The organism is Candidatus Lokiarchaeota archaeon (assembly GCA_014730275.1).
Taxonomy (GTDB): Archaea; Asgardarchaeota; Thorarchaeia; order Thorarchaeales; family Thorarchaeaceae; genus WJIL01.
Genome location: WJIL01000117.1, coordinates 45,821 through 65,419 on the forward strand (window position 1 = coordinate 45,821; position 19,599 = coordinate 65,419).

General features: G+C 42.7%; 18 protein-coding genes and 2 tRNA genes. 15 read left to right on the plus strand and 5 right to left on the minus strand.

Going from position 1 to position 19,599, the window contains the following annotated elements; translation table 11 throughout:
• Positions 1–14 precede the first annotated feature (14 nt).
• A complete protein-coding gene (hypF, locus tag GF309_12915) occupies positions 15–2,411 on the minus strand; it encodes a carbamoyltransferase HypF (protein ID MBD3159684.1) in 2,397 nt (798 codons plus the stop codon).
• A 132-nt stretch (positions 2,412–2,543) separates the two neighbouring features.
• Here hypF and GF309_12920 point away from each other — a divergent pair, with 132 nt between their 5' ends.
• The 4 genes from GF309_12920 to GF309_12935 all read left to right on the plus strand — a co-directional run bounded on the left by GF309_12920 (position 2,544) and on the right by GF309_12935 (position 6,974).
• Complete coding sequence (locus tag GF309_12920) at positions 2,544–2,957, plus strand: hypothetical protein (protein MBD3159685.1); 414 nt, start codon at positions 2,544–2,546, stop codon at positions 2,955–2,957.
• 246 nt (positions 2,958–3,203) lie between these two features.
• A complete protein-coding gene (locus tag GF309_12925; protein MBD3159686.1) occupies positions 3,204–3,737 on the plus strand; it encodes a hypothetical protein in 534 nt (177 codons plus the stop codon).
• A 549-nt stretch (positions 3,738–4,286) separates the two neighbouring features.
• A complete protein-coding gene (locus tag GF309_12930; protein ID MBD3159687.1) occupies positions 4,287–5,540 on the plus strand; it encodes a hypothetical protein in 1,254 nt (417 codons plus the stop codon).
• Positions 5,541–5,582: 42 nt separating this feature from the next.
• Positions 5,583–6,974 carry an acetyl-CoA synthetase gene (locus GF309_12935; protein ID MBD3159688.1) on the plus strand — a complete coding sequence of 464 codons (1,392 nt, stop codon included), beginning with the start codon at positions 5,583–5,585 and terminating at the stop codon, positions 6,972–6,974.
• Between the two features lie 32 nt (positions 6,975–7,006).
• Here the strand turns inward: GF309_12935 and GF309_12940 are convergent, their stop codons facing one another.
• Together GF309_12940 and GF309_12945 are read right to left on the minus strand one after the other, a co-directional pair.
• Entirely contained in the window at positions 7,007–7,282 is a 276-nt protein-coding gene (locus GF309_12940; protein MBD3159689.1) for a hypothetical protein, read from the minus strand.
• Between the two features lie 2 nt (positions 7,283–7,284).
• The gene (locus GF309_12945) at positions 7,285–8,259 is read right to left on the minus strand and encodes a hypothetical protein (protein ID MBD3159690.1); all 975 of its coding nucleotides are present in this window, start codon (positions 8,257–8,259) and stop codon (positions 7,285–7,287) included.
• A gap of 204 nt (positions 8,260–8,463) precedes the next feature.
• On the opposite strand from GF309_12945, the gene GF309_12950 reads away from it, so the two are divergent.
• Positions 8,464–8,742 carry a hypothetical protein gene (locus GF309_12950; protein MBD3159691.1) on the plus strand — a complete coding sequence of 93 codons (279 nt, stop codon included), beginning with the start codon at positions 8,464–8,466 and terminating at the stop codon, positions 8,740–8,742.
• Positions 8,743–8,807: 65 nt separating this feature from the next.
• The gene (locus tag GF309_12955; GenBank protein ID MBD3159692.1) at positions 8,808–9,437 is read left to right on the plus strand and encodes a V-type ATP synthase subunit D; all 630 of its coding nucleotides are present in this window, start codon (positions 8,808–8,810) and stop codon (positions 9,435–9,437) included.
• On the opposite strand, the gene GF309_12960 is transcribed toward GF309_12955, so the two are convergent.
• Together GF309_12960 and pan are read right to left on the minus strand one after the other, a co-directional pair.
• Complete coding sequence (locus GF309_12960) at positions 9,434–9,817, minus strand: nascent polypeptide-associated complex protein (protein MBD3159693.1); 384 nt, start codon at positions 9,815–9,817, stop codon at positions 9,434–9,436. The two genes, GF309_12955 and GF309_12960, sit on opposite strands and share 4 nt — an antisense overlap.
• A 361-nt stretch (positions 9,818–10,178) precedes the next feature.
• On the minus strand, positions 10,179–11,381 hold the full coding sequence (pan, locus tag GF309_12965; protein ID MBD3159694.1) for a proteasome-activating nucleotidase: 1,203 nt from the start codon (positions 11,379–11,381) through the stop codon (positions 10,179–10,181).
• Between the two features lie 164 nt (positions 11,382–11,545).
• On the opposite strand from pan, the gene GF309_12970 reads away from it, so the two are divergent.
• The 9 genes from GF309_12970 to gatE all read left to right on the plus strand — a co-directional run bounded on the left by GF309_12970 (position 11,546) and on the right by gatE (position 19,560).
• Entirely contained in the window at positions 11,546–12,127 is a 582-nt protein-coding gene (locus tag GF309_12970) for a TIGR00270 family protein (GenBank protein MBD3159695.1), read from the plus strand.
• A 131-nt stretch (positions 12,128–12,258) separates the two neighbouring features.
• Positions 12,259–12,786, plus strand: coding sequence for a transcription factor E (gene tfe, locus GF309_12975; protein ID MBD3159696.1), 528 nt, complete (start codon positions 12,259–12,261; stop codon positions 12,784–12,786).
• 68 nt (positions 12,787–12,854) lie between these two features.
• Positions 12,855–13,610, plus strand: coding sequence for a DUF2110 family protein (locus GF309_12980; GenBank protein MBD3159697.1), 756 nt, complete (start codon positions 12,855–12,857; stop codon positions 13,608–13,610).
• A complete protein-coding gene (locus GF309_12985; GenBank protein MBD3159698.1) occupies positions 13,549–14,304 on the plus strand; it encodes a methyltransferase domain-containing protein in 756 nt (251 codons plus the stop codon). Before GF309_12980 ends, GF309_12985 begins: the two co-directional genes overlap by 62 nt.
• A gap of 138 nt (positions 14,305–14,442) precedes the next feature.
• Positions 14,443–14,549 (plus strand) — tRNA-Val (locus GF309_12990).
• Positions 14,550–14,657: 108 nt separating this feature from the next.
• Positions 14,658–14,777 (plus strand) — tRNA-Leu (locus tag GF309_12995).
• 38 nt (positions 14,778–14,815) lie between these two features.
• Positions 14,816–16,180 (plus strand): family 1 glycosylhydrolase, encoded by a 1,365-nt coding sequence (locus tag GF309_13000; GenBank protein ID MBD3159699.1) that lies wholly within the window; start codon positions 14,816–14,818, stop codon positions 16,178–16,180.
• A 135-nt stretch (positions 16,181–16,315) separates the two neighbouring features.
• A complete protein-coding gene (gatD, locus tag GF309_13005) occupies positions 16,316–17,629 on the plus strand; it encodes a Glu-tRNA(Gln) amidotransferase subunit GatD (protein MBD3159700.1) in 1,314 nt (437 codons plus the stop codon).
• Entirely contained in the window at positions 17,629–19,560 is a 1,932-nt protein-coding gene (gene gatE / locus GF309_13010) for a Glu-tRNA(Gln) amidotransferase subunit GatE (GenBank protein ID MBD3159701.1), read from the plus strand. The genes gatD and gatE overlap by 1 nt, the downstream gene beginning before the upstream one ends.
• Positions 19,561–19,599 lie beyond the last annotated feature (39 nt).

A 19,599-nucleotide genomic window follows, 5' to 3' on the forward strand; every position in this document is an offset into this window, starting at 1 on the left:
TCACATTCGAGTATCTACTCTGCTTCGCGAATAGCGGCAACAGCAACTTGCCCAAGTGAAACCCCTGCGTCTCCCGGAGGGACCTTTTTATGTATCAATGGTGTTTTCCCTACGGCTTCGATTTGTGATACTATTGCTTTTGTAAGAATACGATTTAGAGCAACGCCTCCTGAGAATCCAATGTGTTGTATATCTTCTTTGTCTGCTGTTCTAATAGCCAATTCAGCAAACCCCTTTCCGAGCGACCATTGAGCTGCATATGCGATTTCTCGCGGATCATATCCTTTTTTCTTCAATTCTACTACTGATTTCAAGAATTCAGTAGTATCCAGTTCTCTTCCTCTTCTTGTCTTTAAGTACACCGGTTCAATTTTCAAATCCGTCTCTCTTGCGTGAGCTTCAAGTTTCATTGGACACTCGCCATCGTAAGTGTTCTGAGAACAGACTCCAAGCGCCAATGAGATTGCATCTAGGACTCGTCCTGTACTGCTACTTGCTAAGGTGTTTATCTCATTCTCTATCATATCGATGAGCACTGAGATAGAATCTTTGGTTGCTATAGTATTTTTGCTTATTCGTGCATTTCCCACTAACCCAATGATTTCATCAATCGGAATCGAATTATGGAGAATACTCAAGAGCGCTCTCGTGCTGAACTTGGCTGAAAGATCCCCTCCCGGATATACTTGCTGCATTAAGCCGGATTCTCGCGAGTAGTCCAAAGCGTTACCTAACAGAATTTCCCCTCCCCATCCACTTCCATCACGTCCGTATCCATACCCATCGGCTGTAATACACACAATACGCGTATCAAGCTCTAATTCATGATCGACAAGTATGGAGGCTAGGTGGGCATGGTGGTGTTGCACGCGTTGTAGCGGTATGTCATTCATTCTGGCTTGTTCCTCGGCATATTCTGTACTTAGGAATTGAGGATGCAAATCACATGCGATAGCATCTAGATTTTCAATTCCTAGAAGATGTATCATATGTTGAATGGCTTCATCGAGAAATTCTAAGCTTTCAAGGCTATTTGTGTCGCCTATGTGTTGGGTCATATAGATATTGCCTGATTTAGAAATTGATGCTGTCGCCTTTTCTTCTGGTCCGACTCCCAATATGTTTATTTCTTTGAATGATTTCTTCAACGGAATTGGATTTGGAACAAAACCCCGCGAGCGTCTTATGAAGACCGCATTCTCTTTGTGAACGACTTTCAAAACAGAATCGTCGGCTCGTTGATCAATCTCCCGATCATGAACCAGAAAGTAGTCAGCTATATTGGTAAGCTCTGAGAGAATAGTCCTTGGGTCTTTGTACATTGGTATGCCACTTGGATTGGCACTTGTCATTACGAATGCAGGTTCTTGACTGAAATGAAAAAGTAGATGATGTAGCGGTGCATAGGGCAACATAACCCCCACTGTATCCAACCCAGGAGCTATTTCTTCAAGCGACTTGGCTGGTATTTCGCTAATTGCTCCATGATTTTTCATTATTGGTATTTCTTTCTTTTTGATTAGTACAATAGGCCGCCTCCATGACTCGAGTAATTCCCTTTCATATACTGAAGGAACAAGGAATTGATTCATTCTCTCTATGCTCTCTGTCATGATTGCAAAAGGTTGATTTCGCCTTTGTTTTCTGCTTCTCAATTTCCTAATTGGTTCCAATTCCGTAGTTTTTGTAGCAAGATGTGTTCCTGTAATCCCTTGTATTGCAACAATAGATCCGTTTGCTAGTAGTCGAACAGTCTCAGATACTGCTTCATGTCCGCGTGCAATTTCTTTTTCATTGCTTACGAGTTTGTATGTGGGACCACATTTGGGACAAGCTGTAGTTTGAGCATGATACCGACGATTTAATGGGTTGGTGTAACCTGTATTACAATTATTACAAAGTGGAAATTCATCCATGGTTGTGTTTGGCCTATCATATGGCAAGTCGGTTATGGTGGAGAATCTAGGTCCACAAGCTGCACAAGCTGTAAAGGGATAAAGGTACCAACGCGAAGAGGGATCTAACATTTCCTCTATGCAATTATGGCAAACAGCTATATCTGGTGGAATCTCGGGTGCTGCATCTTCGCTTCTTTTTTCCGATGATTTCACGATTTCAAAATCACTGTATTTATCTTCCGCTTCTCTCCATTCAATGTCAAGCGATTCAATGCGGGATATCGATGGTGGATTATGGTTCAATTCATTGATTAGATTCAGGATACTCTGGCGATTACCTTCTGCTATTATCTTTACACCAGCATCTCCGAGGTTCAAAACATATCCTTTCAGAGATTCTCTCTTGGCTACACGGTAAATGAATGGCCTGAATCCCACTCCCTGTACAATTCCAGTGACATGGATTTCAGCCCTTACTGTCAATCTTGGATGGACCTCTGTTGAATCTATCAATACTCATGATATTAATTCAATGAAGTGGCAATAGCATTCGAATCTAGTCTGTTATGGTTTTGTGGTGTACTGTCCACTATTTTTGTTATACATGCTCTTAAGGTTCAATGCGTATATGATAACTGATTCGCATTGACTGGTCGTGGAACGAAAAACAATATACACATCAATAGAGGAAAACCAAAGGCAACACCCTCCATCCTTGCATCCATACCCCAATGTCTGCGCACAGCACTCATGGAGAAAATAGATGAATCGAAAGAGTGCAAGAATTCCCTTTTGATATCGAGCAATACTCTTGCAAATCGATTCATTCTTAATCAGTGGGGCATACGACCATCTCAACGCAGGCAGTACACGAATCTCTTCTCAGTCGTTCGTGAGAGATGTAGAACTCTATTCAATTACTATTCAAAAAGACGAAAAATACAATGGAACGATGGCGAAAAGAGTTACTATTTCGGTGTTCATCGTTTTGATAAGGTTCGGGGGAATGTGATTCTTCGATTCGTGTCAATTCCCCCTGATAGACAATGGGCCTTTTAGCTTTTTGTATTATCTGTATTACAAACTATTTTGAGAATCTTAGATTCCATCTTTTCTTCTTGTGAGCGATTAGCTTAAGTTGATTAGGAAGAATCCCGTATACGGAACTGTATCCGTAGAAACACACAGATGTTTGCCCCATCAATCAGCACTCATAACGCCTTAAATTCAAAATGAGGATTTATGAACGGTGATACAAAAAACCACGTGAAGAAACAACATCTGGTCCACTGAGGTTGAATTAAGTTGAGCGAAGAAGAAGAACTGAAACACATTGCCAGGAATGCGAGACAGGTACTGAAGGAACCCCTTCTCAAATCATTGTTACCGAAATCCAGTCTTACAAATACGCAACTGGAGACACTACTCATCGATATTGTTGTAGAAGACAAGTATGGAGATCACATTACCTATGATGAAAAGGCCAATTTGAGATCTAATTCAACAAGTGAAGGAATGGGTGTAACAAGAGGGGCTTTCAATAGAACACTGAAGCAAGCACGACGAAACGTTACTGAATGTCTATACACCATGCTTCTTCTAGCCTATCTAGGTCTCTTTGATTATACGATTTTCAGACCTTTTGAGGAAGTAGCAACCAGAATCGGCAACTACCGGAGGATTAGGGAAACGCTAGCTGGGAAGCGAAGTATTTCAGAAGAAGAGCTAGAGAGTTATACAGCTACCGAGAAAACACTCCAAAATGCTATAGATCAGCTAGCTAGCTCTCTACCTATGAAAACAACTCTCTCTAAAAAGCAATCTAACTTATCAGAATGAGATGTACTAATGACCGTATTAAACGTATTACAACAAAATACTGCGATAAACATCAAATTTCTTTCCCAGCTCGATTTCTATGGAACTGGTACATATGTTAAAACTAGCCGGATTACAACAGTCGACTTACGAAGAAAAATGCTCGAGTGTGCCAAGTCGATGATGGTGCCGGATTACCGGAGCTCTGCCCATCAACTCTTCGATCTCGCTATTGGAACTTCTTAGAGGTATGTGGTTTGTTGAGGAGATAGAAATGCCAACATCGTATACGTAGAGTCAAGGGGAACTAACCTGCATCCGGTTAGGTTACCACGCATCAATCTGACACACTCAAGGAATACTATGGAAAGAGGGTAAATAGTTCTAATCTTAGAACGAGGTATTTTTGACTATTTTGAAAACCAACCAATTCTCAAAATAGAATGAAAGGACAAAATACTGTTCAATAAATCCTCTCGTATTAGTTGTATTACCATTTCTGTTGCTAGCTTTTTCGTTTATCGAAATAATGTTTTATTATAGACACTGGTGCATTAGATGTTGGAACGAATGAATTCTGAAGATAGATTTCACGAATTGCGTGAGATGATCCAAAGGGAAATCGAAGTTGGTCATTTCAGAAAGATGAAAGAGCTCTTGGTTCGAGCAATAGCGGATCGAAGAGAAAAAGATACAATGGATATTCTAGCTGGAATTGAAATTGAATCGGATTGGTCAACTGCTTGTGATCTTCTTTTGGAAGTAGAAGACGCCACATACGTTTGTCCTATTGGAATTGAGAACCCAGTAACTGAGTTGGAGCCTCTCAAATACAGAGAAGTGATTTTCTCCATATTCTATTCGTCTGGACTTGAGCCAGTTGATATTCCCACAAAGAAAATGATCAATGAAGTGAGGGCTTGTGAATCTATGTCGTCAGCATGCAATAAATTCAGTAGTATATCTATGGAAACAGCAAGGAAGCAATTTGATAGCGGGGATACACTATTCTTTAATCCTATGAGTTTTGCTGAGTTGGATGGAGAATTTTTGAATAGACTACATTCTACTCGACAAGCAAATTTGATTCGAATCAATTCATTGGATCCTAATAGTCCATTGGACATTACTCCACTATGGTCTGATGAAATTTGCAGGCGACACCTCATTGATTTGGGAATTACAGGACGATTCATTTCCGACGAAGATTTTAGTGATGTATTATCCGTAATACAACAAGTCAGTAAAGGACCTCCCGATAGTGAAACCATTGGTTTGAGCGAAGAATTCCAGTTATCATCTCCGAGCAACAAGAAGTATCATCAATTACATGAGGCGCTTATTGACCAGAATATTGCAGATATCAATGCTCTTGGAAGTAAACATGCAGTACCCGTTTTAAAAAACGTAACTGAATCTAACCTGCTAACTTACCGAACGGAGGAAACCAGTCGAAGATACAGAGAGTTCCTTGATTCAATTAATTCACATGTTATTGTCCGTTCAAACGATTCCATAGTAGTCTTTCAGAAGATTATTGAAGAAGATTTCCCACGCATTTTGACTCCTGTAATAACTGCACTATCAAATTTCTATGACGGAAGCTCTGCTTCGGTAATAGCATCTATTCTTTGTAGGACAATTTCTCCTACAATCTTGGAGCATTGTGTTCGATCCATAAAGAATCTCTACACAAAATGTCCCGAGGTTCTTCCTCAAGTGAAGTCAATGCTGAATGAAGACTGTCACAATCATCAGAAACTGGAAAAATTGGTGAAAGAATTTTCTAAGCGTGAATCTGGGTGGTATTACAAGTATTACTAAGAGTTAGTTAGTTATAAAACGTCAAACAAATGAGATTCCAGTATGCAGCCCAATTTGACGTACGATGAGATTGATGATTTCTTCAATCCCCGAAGTGTCGCTCTTGTTGGAGCTTCGGCTGATTACAGAAAGCTGGGGAACTCAATTCTTTCGAATCTTCTGGCCTCAGAGGTAGAGGTGTATCCAGTTACAAGGAGTAGAGAGAAGGTCTTGGGTAGTACTGCTTATTCGAATCTAGAAGAGATTCCTGAAGATGTTGATTTAGTTATTATTGCTGTAGCAGCAAAGTACTGCCCCCAATTAATGCATGAAGTAAGAGCTGCTGGTGCTAGGAATGCTGTTATCATATCCGGTGGATTTAGTGAAAGCGGAGAAAGAGGAACTCAACTAGAACAGGAATTACACCAAGCTGCTAGAGAATCAGGCGTGCATTTCATTGGTCCTAACTGTGTAGGTGTGTCCAATTCGCGTCTATTCAATGGCACTTTTACTATGATGCCTGAACGAGGGAATATTGCTCTAATTTCCCAGAGTGGTGCCTTAGGTGGTATGCTAATTTACACGACAAAAGCTAAACGGATTGGAATGAGCAAATTCGTGAGTATTGGAAATGCAACTGATATTGGATTCACTGATCTTCTCGGTTATCTGGCTGAAGATTCCCAAACAAAGGTCATAACGGTATACGTTGAGGGAGTAGAGGAAGGACGCTCATTCTATGAAGCCCTTAGTTCAGCATCCAGAAAAAAACCAGTAGTTGTATTGAAAGGTGGCACAAGTGATGCCGGCAGTCGTGCTACTCTTTCACATACTGGATCTCTGGCTGGTTCCCCTCAGGTCTTTGAAGGTATGATTCGTCAGTCGGGTTGTGTTACTGCTCCAACTTTCGACAGCTTGTTTGAAATCGCAAAGCTCTTTGACTATCAGCCCCTCCCAAAAGGTTGTAATATTGGTATTATTAGTAATACAGGCGGTGCTGCAGTACTTGCAACTGATTCTGCCTCACAACTTGGACTTAACATTCCCCCTCTGAGTCCTTCAACACGGAATGAGTTATCTAAACTGTTGCCTCCGATGGCCAGTGTGGAGAATCCTGTGGATGTTGTCGCCAGTGGGGGTCGTAGAGAATACAAACTAGCGACTCGGCTGTTACTGGAAGATTCTGCCATTGATATACTTCTGGCTATTTGTGGTGTTCCGACCTTCGCTGGTATGACACAGACTGAGCATGCGGCGGGCGCCCTTGAAGGGATAAGAATAGCCAATACTGGCAAACCTGTTGTTGGGGTCTGGCTTGCTGGAGAAATCGGAAAGCCCGGGAAGGATCTCTTAGAGATGAATCGAATCCCTTGCTACGACGATCCAAATATGGCGGCACTTTGTTGTGCAAAGATGAGTGAATATGCCCGGATGCTTAATCGCAATGATTTGTAGCATCGAACTAGCGTATTACGAGTATTACGAAACTACGACTTGAGGTGTTGTCCTGCAATTTTCGGGAATTTATCTGATACCGCTTGTCTTAGTTGTTGATCGACCCACATGCTCAAATTAATGGCATTCTCCTCTCTCACCGCTTGAAGACATGATCTCAAATCGGCACCAATTGAGAAGGAGACTATTGGGCTCTTCCTTTCACTGTTAGGAACTGACTCTCTGTCGTCCTTCGTTTCCTCCTTCTCTGCCTCCCCCTTCTCTGTTTCCTTTTCCTCTTTCTTTCGGTATTTTCCAAGAACACTCATTCTTACCTGACCTCCTTGAGAATTTCAGAATATGCATCAGCTACGGTTTCCGCAATATCAACAGTAACGGTTGGATCTCCTGATTTTCTTAGATTCTCTGCTGCGACTTGTTGACATGCTCTTGCTAACATTCTAAGATCTCTCGGATTTCCATTCGCCGCCTCGTTTATTATCTCGATAGATGTTTCTTCAAATGGTTCTAGTTGGAAATCATCAGAATTGAACTGGTCGATATCTCCTCTTGCATAAGCAAGTCTTCTGCCGATGAACTCGCGTGCTTTACTTCCATCCAGTGGGGGCACATCTAAAGGTTCTGTTCGGTTTGCTATCTGGGGAAGAAAAGAAAGCATGGCATTCCAGTATAGTTTGGTTCCTGACATTATCAGGGTCACAATTGGTTCATCAAGTCCTTCAGGATGATCATCAACCATCTCCTCTGTTGGCAGGTCTGCCAAGAAACGAAGCTTGTGAAAAGCCGCCTCTTGGTTATCTGCTACATCTTCGATGAAAAGCGCGGTACGACAGTCTTCTTCAATGTACCTTCGCAAGCTTTCCTTTGCTACAGCTTCAATAATCTGAGTTGACTCCCACGATCTTCGATACTTGATTCTAAGCGAATCAGCAATGGCTGCTGACATCTGCTTTTCATATAGGCCCGTCATGCCCACATATCCTGTGACGAATCTGTTCCCTCGCCTATCCGCAAGAGTAGGTAGGTCTCTTAAGGCTAAGAGCATAAGCGTACTTTTTCCGGATCCTACTGGTCCTCTCAAAAATATGTGTCTTTCATTGATTAGCACTATATCTACTAGTGTATCAAGAAAATCCGGATGCTCGACATAGAGACGAGCATCTGGCATTTTGAAACCTCGAAACGGCGAAAACCTCATTCCAAGCTTCTCTTCCCAAGCTCTCAAGGCTTCCTTTCTCGTATTGAAATGTCTAATCAATGCACTTTCGTGAACTGCAATCGTCATGAATTATTGTACACTCCTGTATTACGGGTATTAGTACATCCTACAATACACAGTGTTGTAATACAATTATTGTAGTTATAACCCTTTCTAGCAAATTTGCGACTTTTCTTAGCAACGTGTCCACAACTTTTTTCAGCAATCGATAGGCCCAATGACACCAGTCATAGAAGAAGAGTTTCCACCAAATAAGGGAAGCAGGAAATTATGGAATTAGATAGAATTCAAAGAATACTCAACTCATTCATGGCAATCAGCTTTCTGGTTTTCGTCGGCCTTGCAGGCTATATTTTTCTCAGAGACATATCTCTAACTAACCAAACTGTAGCACTCCCATTTGCATTTCTTTATCTTAGTATAGTTACTCTGATTACTACTGCCCGAATTGCAGAGAATCCTGATGGTCTGAGCGATTACCTGCGCGGATGGGTGGCTGTTTGCGCTTTTGGAACCCTTATCAGCGCACTTGCTTTCATGGTTCCGTAGAATCATTGCTGAATTCATAGCCGTTTGGATTAGTTAGTTCAACATACATTCGAGTGTGAACCTGTTTGACGGATATACTGCCAGGAACAAAAACCACGCGCATGGAACTACTGAATCTCCGAAAGCGAAAGCAGCTAGCTGAGCGTGGCCACGATCTTCTGAAAGAGAAAAGAGATTCTTTGATAATGGAATTTTTCAATGCGATTGCTGAAATAAGGGAAGCTCGGGCTGATGTAGAAGATACTCTTTCCGAGGCGTTCTCAGCATTGACACAAGCAAAGATGTTGATGGGTCCTGAACGCTTGGTTGAATTTGCTCATACCAGTAGGGCGGAAACTGAGCTTAACACAACTACGCGTTCAATGATGGGTGTAACTGTCCCCATTCTTTCTCTTCGTCAATCTGCTCCTGATATGCCATATTCCCTTCCTGATTCAAGTGCAAAGCTGGATACAATGACAGAGAAATTCACAGAAGCATTGAGGGCCATCGTTCGCCTTGCAGAAATAGAATCTACTGTAAAGCGTTTGGCTCATGAAATAGAAAGCACAAAAAGGCGCGTATCAGCTCTTGAGACGGTTGTCATTCCGAGATTGGAGGCAACTGCAAGATATGTCAAATTAGCACTTGAAGAACGTGAACGCTCCGATTTCTATCGAACCAAACTCGTACGGGATCAGATTTCCGATTCTTAACCGCTCTTCAATTTCAGTATGGCTGCTGCCAAATCTCCCTCAGTTTCTTCGAGTGCCTTCTTGGCTGCCTCGATGCTCACACCAGTTTGATTTGAAACTAGAGCGGCATCTTCCATAGGAATCTCGACCTTCTTTTTCTTTTTCTTGCTTTCCGTCTTAGAGCTTTCTTCTCCTCTTGGACGCTCTTGCCTATCTCCACCAATCTGAAAAGTTTCACTTCCAGATTGCTTTATCATGGTCACTTCCGGTTTTGGAAAATACCACTCCTTGTCGTCAAATCTAATGATGACTTCCTCTACTCCTTTGATTTCTTCTTGTTCTATGCCCATCTTCTTCATCATTCTGGCTAGCTGTTTAGGAGATAAACCTCTGAATCCCATTTGAATTGACCTCTTTTCCTTTCAGTCATCTTAGTTGAATAAACCCATCCATTAAATGCTTGCGTTATCGAAGAGGAAAACTAAATCAAAGCCAAAACCAAATCCCCCTTTGCTTATAGATTGCGTTGTATTATCAGTATTACAAATCATTTCGTATTAATAGTATTACAAGAGATAGTTCCTGAGAATCACAAATATGAATGAAACTCTACAATTGGCGTTGATATCCTATTAATGGGGTATTAGAAAACATGCTGCCTTCTCAATGCATTTCTCCCTTCTCTAAGAAATCCGCCGGAGTGACCAGCTAGTTTCATTGTTCAATCGGCTTTCATCTAAGGATTTGTTGCTTGATAATGGGCTAGCAATACATATTGCTTGGCTGTTCCCTCTCATTTCCTCTATTGCCTACCTTGGAGATAGCATTACGGAAATCAGATTGTTTTACACATGTCCTGCCTTCTCGAATTGCAAACATTCCTGCTTCAGTACAAATCGCCTTGATGTCTGCACCGGTTTGTCCCTTTGTTGCGCTGACTAGTTGGTGAAGACTCAACTCAGAATGGAGATTCATACCGCGGGTATGAATCTTGAAGATTTCTTCTCTACTGATACTATCTGGCAGTGGGAAGTCAATTATTCTATCAAACCGTCCTGGTCTTAGCAGTGCTGGATCTAATATATCGGGCCGATTTGTGGCACCGATTACTGCTACCTCCCCTCTTGCTTCAAACCCATCCAGTTCACTCAGAAGCTGCATCAATGTTCGCTGGACTTCTCTATCTCCTGAAGTTGCAATATCTAGCCTATGGGAACCGACTGCATCAAGCTCGTCAATAAAGACAACCGCTGGAGCTTTTTCTTTCCCCATCATGAATATCTCTCTTACGAGCCTTGCACCTTCTCCAATAAACTTCTGTACAAGCTCCGAACCTATTACTCTGATGAAGGTAGCATTTGTTTCGTGAGCAACAGCCCTCGCAGACAGCGTCTTTCCTGTTCCTGGCTTTCCAGTCAGGAGCACACCCTTCGGAGGTTCAATTCCAACTTCTTCGAACAACTCTGGCTTCAAGAGTGGAAGTTCAACAGTTTCCTTGATTTCCCTCAGCTGTTCATCAAGTCCACCGATATCTTCGTAGGAAACGTCTGGCGCTTCTTCAATTTCCATAGCTCTTATCATCGGATCTCGAGATGGAGGAAGCTCCTGAGTCACAGCAAATGATCTTTGATTGAGTGCCACACGCATTCCTGATTGCAGCTTCTCATCTGGAATGGATGAAGCCACATGCACAACAAAGCTTGGCCCCGTTGAGCTCTTCACAATTGCCCTGCCGTCTTCCAATATATCCACAAGAGTCGCCGCTATCAATGGTGACTGTCTGAGCTTTTCTAATTCTGTTCTAAGTGTCTGTGTTTCCTTCTCTAGACGACTACGTTCTGCATGGAGTATTTGCTTCTCGGTTTCTAGTGCACGTAGACGTCTTTCCAAGTGCCGAGTGTAGTTGTCTGCATACCCTGATTCTTCGACGCTCTTGTCGTCTTTTGCGTCAGTCGTCCCCGGCAATTTATGACACCTTGAATGGCAATTAACTGGGTCTTAAATTAAGTTTATTCATAATGACTCATAATACGGGTGGAGTTAGAGATGACATCTCAACTTCAAGCATGTTGACTCGGATATGTTTATCTATGAAGACTTCGAACATTCATATAACGAGGTAACGATTTTTGCCAAGCTGCGAACTTTGCGGCAGAGAAATAAAAGGTCGAGGTCGCAGGACAAAGATTGATGGTGTCCCTATGCTAGTTTGCTCCCAATGTGCCTCTCAATTCGGTCAGAGCAAACCGGCCTCAACGACTAGTAAATCATCAAGATCCAAACGAAGCACTTCTTGGGTCAAAAGTGGAAGTTCAGCATCTCCTTCTCAGAAAAGACTCAAGAAGAAAAAGAAGAAGCCCCAACGAAATACAAGAAGACGAGGGGTGTTGCTTGATGATATGATGGTAGTAAAGGACTATGCAGAAAAGATTCGAACATCAAGACAGAAGAAAGGCCTCTCCCAAGAACAGCTCGCCCAGAGAGTCGGTGAAAGAATTTCTACTCTTCAATCAATTGAGGCAGGCCGTTTGAAACCCACTATGAAAACCATTCGAGGCATTGAGCGTGAATTGGGAATTTCATTACTTGAACCCATTCGAAGCGCTTCTGCCGCTCCTAGATCTTCCAAAGGCAATAAGCGACTCACTTTGGGTGATGTTGTAAAAGTGAAACGAAAAAAGAGCCAGAAAAGAGAAAATTCTGAAGATTGAACCATCGGGAAGAAAAGGTCTTATATTGCGTCAGAACAATATATTATTTGACAGTAGTAGTTAGAGACCAGAGTTTTCGCTCCCAACAAATCTCGACTCTGCATTTGATATCTCATGACAAGGTGGCTTCGATGGCTGAAACTGATTTCAATACCGACTTATTTAGGCTTGTAGTTGAAGAGATTGCCGGCAAAGAGGGGGTAGAGGTAGCTTCAGTACTTGTTAATAGTGACGAGACCACGGACGAGGAAATAGCGACAAAGACCGACCTCAAGCTGAATACTGTCCGGAAAACATTATACAAGCTACACGATAATCAACTAGCCTCATATCGCAGAATCCGAGATAGTGATACTGGTTGGTTCCTATACTACTGGCGAATTCATCCGCAGAAAGCGCAGGCCTTGATAAACAGAAAGAAACGTATGGTTCTAAACTTGCTAGAACAGCGGCTTCAACATGAAAGCAGCAATGATTTGTATGTATGTGTAAATAGAGATTCTTCACCCGTGCCTTTTGAAGAGGCTATGAATCTAAGCTTCAGATGTCCGGTATGCGGTGATCGCCTTGAGTATGTTGATAATAAGAAAACAATTGATTTCTTGAAGAAACGAGTTGAAGAACTCAGAGCAGATTTGAAGGCCACATCTGCATCATAACCTGTATGTGACCAGATAGTCTCTGATATTCTATCACATCACAATAGAGAAACCATGAGGAAGTACTATTGACCAAAGTGACTTTAATTCCGCGAGCATATGGACCGGAATCGACCCATCTCTTGGATATTTTTAGCAGGCGGATTAGAAGTCTATCTGAGGATTTACACATCTCCCAGCTTCGCATTAGTACAAATTCCCGGGGTCACATAGAAATCACAATGGGTGGAGATGATGAGGAATTTCTGCGAAATGTGCTCGATCAACGCTACGGAATCGTACCAAGTTTTGAAAAGGTAAGCATAGATATAGAATACTCTGGATATTTAGTTGATGTTGGGCAAGTTGGATATGGGCTATACATCGATATTGGACTGTCACCGAATCCACCTACAGATTTGTTAATTCCACTTCACAGATTGCGTGAGCAATTCGATATGCCGGGAAAATCACTTAATGAGATTTGCCGAAAACAAGTTCTTGTTGAGAACCTTCCGGTTAATACTCGTATTACAAACATAGATTCACGAAAGGCTGAACTGGAAGGAGAATTCGCAGAATCTTATATTGATCGAATTAATGCTTGGGCAAATGAAACTCATCAGCGACTACTTATTTTTGGGTCAACATATAGGATGATTGACAATGCCCTATCCAATACCAATCACAAACAGGATGTGATTGAAATTGAGCGAATAGGAACCTTCGAGTTTTCAGTTACTTGTAAATTGGGAACTAGAGCTACAGGTATTCTAGCCGCTATTGGCCCCCGCCTTCGTGGAATACCCGTTTATCCATTCATACCTAAGAAAGTGCGAGGATAAAACCGTGCCAAGATTAGATAGGTGGCTCCGAGATAATGGGTATTTCAGTTCCCGCCAGACAGCGAAACGGGCAATTAAGAACGGTTTAGTGCTCGTAAACGAAAAGCGGGCAAAACCTTCCACACATGTGACCACAACGGACGAAATCCATATCTCTGAAGAAGCGCGAGACATGCCTCTCGGGTATCTCAAACTCAAGGAAATAGACCAAATTTTGGAAACCAAAATCATCTCTCAAAATGACTACGTTCTCGATATTGGCAGTTCTGCTGGTGGGTTCATTCTCTATGCTAAGGAACAAGGCGCAAGAGTTCTTGGGATTGAGATCTCGGGCGACTTCCTCCCTCGATTGAGAGAAATAGCGCGTCATTCTGAGGATGTCTCGATTCTAGAAGCTGATGCTTTTACAATGCCACTAGGAAACATTCCGTGTGGCGACTTCAACGTGATTCTGATTGATGTAACTACAGAACCTCGGTCTACACTGAAGCTTGCTCGGAGATTCTGTCGGTGCTTGAATTCTTCTGGTAAGATTTTGGTGGCTTTCAAATCCAATCCAATTCCCGATACCGTTGATATCTCCCGCAATTCAATTGAAGACTTAGGTTTCGCTAATTGCAAGTCTATTGTATTAGATGAAAAAAGGCAGGAATTCCACATCTTTGCAATTAAGCCTGAAAATCATACAAAATGAATATATCAAGACAACGTGAGACTTCTATCTCTAGTGTTCCTATGATAATCAGTAGATATCTTCCAAGACAATGTTTTTAATCTGAAGGCTATCCACTGCTTACTGGGTAAAGACTCTTACTTGGTTTAGCCCACATATGGGGCGGTTGTCTAGCTCGGCTATGATGTCTCGTTTACACCGAGAATAACAGACGAGGTACTCGCTGTTCTCGACGGTCGCTGGTTCAAATCCGGCCCGCCCCACCATTGCCTGCGAATTACCCTCTCTTCAATGAAACGTGGATTCAATCTCTCTCACAAGCCTTAAGGTTATAATACCGTAATCTCTACGCTCTATCTAGTACAGTATCTAATGCGGGAGTAGCCAAGCCCGGCCAACGGCGCCAGACTTAAGATCTGTGACAAATCGGGGTCATACAATAAGACATCTGGTCTGGCAGCAGTTCGCGAGTTCGAATCTCGCCTCCCGCACCATCAGCTTCAATCAGAAATTCGATGATGATTTCCTTTCAATGATATCCCGATTGAGTCTAGTTGGTGAGAAAAACATGGAATATGAACGACTAAAATTTCCCGAAAATTTCCTATGGGGTAGCGCGGCCGCCGCTCATCAAACTGAAGGCGGGAATCGCAATAGCTGGACGGAATGGGAATCGAAACCAGGAACTATCAAAGATGGATCAACTTCTGAAGTTGCCTGTGATCACTATAATCGATACAAAGAAGATTTCGACTTAGCAAAAGAACTAGGTCACGAGGTTCACAGATTCTCTATTGAGTGGAGCAGAATTGAACCCAAAGAGGGCAAGTGGGACGATAGCGAAATTGAACATTACAGGAATGTCATCCAGGCCCTGTTGGATAGAGAAATTCAACCGATGGTCACACTTCATCATTTCACCAATCCAATCTGGTTTTCTGAAGATGATGGATGGTTGAATCCTTCTAGCCCTGATAGATTTGGTAGATTTGTACGAAAAGTGGTGGAGCCATTCACCGACTACGGTATAATCTGGAATACCATCAATGAACCGATGGTAGTTGTTACGATGGGATATCTCTTTGGTGATTTTCCTCCTGGTCTGCAAGATTATGGCAAGGCCTTGACGGCTGCCAAGAATCTATTAAAAGCACATGGGCAGGCAGCTACTGCTATCCGTGAAGTATATGATGAAAAAGGAATGGAACAACCCGACATCGCTCCAGTTCTTAGTACTTCATATTTCGAGCCTTATGACCCAAATAATGAGGAAGATGTGGAGTTAGCGGAGTATCTCGATTATCTGTACAATCATGCTTGGCTGGAAGGTGTGATGACATCAACTATACCTGAGATTATGGGTGAAGAGAAAACCTACAAACCATTGGAAGATAGTGCTGATTTCATTGGTGTGAATTACTATAGCAGAATGCGGGTTTCCTCCTCTCTTGATTTTATGGCAGGAGAAATGCCCCCAAAGGATCCAGATTTGCCACGTTGCGAAGGTTTGGAGTGGGAATTCTATCCTGAAGGTTACTACCCCATTCTCAAAGCCATTTGGGACAACTGGAAAACTCCGATTTTCTTGACAGAAAATGGCATAGGGACCCAAGACGATTCCCTTCGTAGGAGATACATCGTCGCACATCTTCGACAGGTTCACAAAGCTATACGCGATGGCGTGGAAATTCTTGGCTATCTTGTATGGAGTCTGACAGATAATTTCGAATGGGCGGAAGGCTATGAAAGCCATTTTGGCTTGGTTGAGGTGGATTACGAAACTCAAGAGCGAATACCCCGTGAAAGTGCCTATATGTTTAGAGAAATCATTCAAGAGAATGCTCTTACCTCTGAAATCCAAGCCAAACATCTCGATAGTGGGATAAATTCCTCCTAATGCTCGAAATTACAGCAATATAGCTTTTGCATTGCTTGGGCGAAGGTTTTATGACGATACAGCGTTGGAGCACAAGCTGAGCTTCACAGGTGTATAATTTTGGTGCAAGAAACGTCGGGATATGTTGGGCTCGCCCTGAGAAAACTCAAGGATGCTGAAGTTCAAGTTGGAGACGAAGTAGAAGTCTCCACAGACAATCAACAGCATGTAGGCATTCTTATGCCCCGTGCGCAGATCGGGAGCGATGAAGAGCATATCGTCATCAAGCTGGATAGCGGATATAATATCGGTATTCGCCTGAATGAAGATTCCAAACTGGATAAACTTCGTGAAGTTTCCAGAACCAAATCTTCTAGAAAGAAAATTGACCGAGAAATTGATGAATCTCTTCCAACTGTTTCTATCCTAAGTACTGGTGGAACAATTGCTAGCCGCGTCGACTACAAAACTGGAGCCGTTAACCCCGCTCTTAATGCAAAGGATCTCTACGATACTGTTCCAGAGCTGACCGACTATGCGAATATTCGAGCCAAAGTCGTAATGAGTGTGCTTTCTGAAAATATTGAACCAAATGATTGGAGCTTGATAGCAGAGAGTGTAGCAGAAGAAATCAGAAAGGATACCGACGGAGTAGTAATAGCCCATGGGACCGATACGTTGGGATTTACTGCAGCAGCACTTGCCTTTGCTCTTCAAAACATACCTATTCCAATTGTATTGGTTGGATCCCAACGCTCTTCCGATCGTCCTTCATCTGATGCTTCAATGAATTTGCTACAGGCAGTGCAATTCGTTGGACAATCTGATGCTGCAGAAGTCATGGTTGTAATGCATGGGGAAAGTGATGATACATTCACATATGCTCATCGTGGTGTAAGATCTCGGAAATGTCACACTAGCAGACGCGACGCATTCCAATCCATTAACATCGAACCGCTCTACAAAATTGAGAATGACAAAATATCAGAGATTCAATCTCCAATATTCCGAAGAGATCGAGATAGAAAATTCGAATTAAAATCCAATTTTGAGGAACGTGTAGCACTAATCAAAACATATCCCGGTATAAATTCTACGATTATTGATAATCTGATTAATGAAGGGTACAAGGGATTAGTAATAGAGGGAACTGGTCTAGGCCATGCTCCAGAACATCTACATGAATCTCTGAAAGAAGCAATTGATTCAGATATCATTGTTACAATGACTAGTCAATGCATCTGGGGGCGAACAAACCTAAATGTATATCGGCCCGGTGTCGAAATGCTACAGATGGGAGTCGTTCCTTGTAAGGACATGCTTCCTGAAACGGCTCTTGTGAAACTTATGTGGCTGTTAGGTAATTATGATGATTTGGATGAAATACGGGACCTGATGACACGGAATCTGGTTGGTGAGATACGACCACGTACAGAGATTGACCAACATTGCTCAACAAAGGAGGCATGATGCTTTTGGACAATGATATTTCCTATGAAAATCTGGGACTGAAAGTTGGACTTGAAATTCATCAGCAGCTTGATACTCGTCGAAAGCTATACTGTCACTGCCCCCCTGTCATTCGAGATGATGAACCCGATGGAGGCTTTATGAGACAACTGAGACCTACTCAAAGCGAAATGGGTGAAGTTGACCCAGCTGCTCTGTTTGAGTTTCAACGAGGGATAACTTACTATTACGAGTATTACAAAGAAACCACCTGTTTGGTAGAAGCAGACGAAGAACCTCCACACAACCTTGCCGAGGAGTCCATCGAAACATCTCTTATGATGGCTATTTTTCTAGAATCCACACCTGTTGATGAAATCCATCCGATGCGAAAAATCGTTATTGACGGCAGCAACACGGCTGGATTCCAACGAACGGCTGTAATTGCTCGGGGTGGGGGGATTGATGTTGGAGGCAAGAAAATCGGTATCCAAACTATCTGCTTAGAGGAGGATGCCGCGCGAAAAATCTCAGAGGATGAGGACAAAAATGTCCGGGTCTATCGACTGGACCGTTTGGGTATTCCCCTTATTGAAATAGCAACAGCACCTGACATTGCAACTCCTGAAGAGGCCAAAGAAACAGCCTTGGCACTTGGCCTTCTTCTTCGTTCAACTGGAAAAGCGATGCGAGGTATTGGTACAATTCGTCAAGATGTTAACGTGTCCATTGAAGATGGTGCTATTACCGAAATCAAAGGTCTACAAGAGCTAGATATGGTGGCAGATGTTGTGCGTTTTGAGGCTCTACGCCAGCATCATCTTCTTGAAATTGCTGACATTCTCCAAGATCAAGAAATCGATACTGATTCTTTTGATGTAGCTATCGAAGATGTCTCTTTAATATTCCTAGAGACCGAGTCTGAGCTCATCAAGTCCGGGCTCGATTCAGGGCACGCTGTGTATGCTGCAAAATTGCCGGGTTTTGCCGGCATATTGGGTCGAGAAATCCAACCAGGCCGTCGATTTGGTACTGAGCTATCTGACTATGCGAAGTTCTGGGGTGGGATTGGAGGCATCTTTCATACCGATGAAATGCCAAAGTATGGCATATCCGAAAAAGAGATATCTTCTCTACGAGAGTACTTGGATGCCAATGAAGAAGATGCTGTCGTTTTCGTTGTTGCTAGCGAAGAAGATGCTACAGACTCGTTGAGTGCAGTTGTTGACAGATCTAAGGCAGCCTTCGATGGCGTTCCAGAAGAAACACGAATTCCCCTTCCGTCCGGCGCTAGTAGATATGCTCGTCCCCGTCCAGGGGCTGAACGAATGTATCCCGAGACAGATGTCCGTCCTGTGAAAGTTACTCAATCAAAGCTTGAGCAGATTCGCTCCAATTTGCCTGAAACTCTCGACGAGAAGAAGGAACGATTCATAGCCGACTATGAACTGAGCGATGAACTTGCCTCACAATTGACGATGTCTTCCAATGCGGATTTGTTTGAAGAAATAGTTGAAACACATCAGGTTCCTCCTACCTTGGTTGCAGTCACACTGGAAAACACCATTGTGAATCTTAAGCGGAACGATGTGCCTGTAGAATCACTAGACGACAATGATTTGTTCCAGATCTTTGAGGGTGTTGAAGAAAATGCTGTTTCAGCTGAAGCTATCCCTGATATCCTCTCTTACCTTGCAACGAACCCCACAGTAGGAATAGACCAAGCATTGAGAGATACGGGTCTTGGTATGATCGAGGAAGAAGATACTAGGAAAACTCTTCGGAGAATTGTTGAACAGCGAAAGGATTTCATCATTGAGCAAGGGAAGGGTGCAATTGGTGGATTGATGGGCGTGGCCATGAAAGAGCTGCGTGGGAAAGTGGATGGAAGCACAGTTAAAAACCTGCTAATGGAAGAAATAGAACGAACACTCGAGAAGGAGGAATCGTAATAGCCTTCTTTAAGAATAGATTTAATAGAACATCGAGAC